The sequence below is a fragment of the Brevundimonas denitrificans genome, assembly GCF_030160755.1.
In the GTDB taxonomy this organism is placed as follows: domain Bacteria; phylum Pseudomonadota; class Alphaproteobacteria; order Caulobacterales; family Caulobacteraceae; genus Brevundimonas; species Brevundimonas denitrificans.
Genome location: NZ_BSOY01000204.1, coordinates 1 through 630, shown reverse-complemented (window position 1 = coordinate 630; position 630 = coordinate 1). Strand labels below are relative to the sequence as shown.

The 630-nt window shown below is 58.6% G+C and carries 2 protein-coding genes; both read right to left on the bottom strand.

Going from position 1 to position 630, the window contains the following annotated elements; all coding sequences use genetic code 11:
• Positions 1-285 (bottom strand): SAM-dependent chlorinase/fluorinase (locus QQJ79_RS15770; RefSeq protein ID WP_284223878.1); only part of this gene is annotated, 285 nt, incomplete at its 3' end.
• Between the two features lie 12 nt (positions 286-297).
• Positions 298-630: class I SAM-dependent methyltransferase (locus QQJ79_RS15765; RefSeq protein ID WP_488798468.1), on the bottom strand; the 333-nt coding region annotated here is incomplete at its 5' end.

Sequence of the window (630 nt, the reverse complement as noted above, 5' to 3'; positions counted from 1 at the left end):
AAAGAGGCCGTTATCCGGCCCGACGAACCAGCGCCCCTGACTGCGCACCACCACCGGTTTGCGGCGGCCGCCCACCCCCGGATCGACCACAGACAGAAAGACGCTGTCCCGCTCAAAATCCGCCATATAGGCCGCCAGAAGATAGCCGCTCGCCTTGGGAGAGAATACCGGGGCATCCGCAAACAGGGACAGAACCTCGCCGGTATATCCCGCGCGGCGCAGTCGGGCCGTCATTTGGGCCAGATAGGGCCCTTCGGCCCCAAAATCCGTAAACAGAAGAATCATGCAGGCCCGCCCCTATTCCTCGGCAAGCTCCAGAACGATGAACAGGCGGGAAAACGGATAAATGGTCGATCCATCCCGTTTCAAAGGGTAGGCCTCCAGCAGTCGTTCCGCGTATTCCTGCTCAAAGGCCTTGATGTCCTCTCCCTCCAGTGCGGCAAGGAACGGGCGCAGCGCCGTTGACCGTGTCCATTCCAGAACCGCGTTCTTGCCCTTCAGAACCTGAAAATAGGTGGTTTCCCAGATATTCAGATTGCCCTCATAGGCGGACAGAAGATCATAATACCAGTTGATATTGTGAACCGGCGCAGGCCGGACAAGATGCCCCAGCTTGTCAAACCACCTGTC